Below are 326 nucleotides of genomic sequence, written 5' to 3'. Positions count from 1 at the left end.
AGGCGTACGCCGCGATGATCCCGCTCGGGGTCGCGAACCCGGCCGCCACGCTGTTCAGCCCGACCGACGCATCCAAGGGCAACACGATCAGGCAGCCCGTCAGCGACGCGACGCAGGACTACATCTCCGGCCGCAAGACCCTCGATGACGTCAAGGCCGCGATCAAGGCGTGGAAGAGCGCCGGCGGCGACGCGATCCGCAAGGAGTACGAGAAGGCGCTGAAGGCGTGACTGCCGAGCACGATCCCGGCCGGGGCGCCTCCGACCGTCTGTTCTGGACGGAGACCGCCGATCGCTGGCTCCGCGCGGTGCGCGAACACGGCGCGG

General features: G+C 70.2%; 1 protein-coding gene. It reads left to right on the top strand.

The genetic code is table 11. The features are described from left to right. Positions 1 to 230 (top strand): hypothetical protein (locus KI686_RS16125; protein ID WP_237590346.1); only part of this gene is annotated, 230 nt, incomplete at its 5' end. Positions 231 to 326 lie beyond the last annotated feature (96 nt).

It is taken from the genome of Polaribacter sargassicola (genome assembly GCF_021991835.1).
Lineage (GTDB): Bacteria > Bacteroidota > Bacteroidia > Flavobacteriales > Flavobacteriaceae > Polaribacter > Polaribacter sargassicola.
This window is presented reverse-complemented; position numbering and strand designations above follow the sequence as displayed.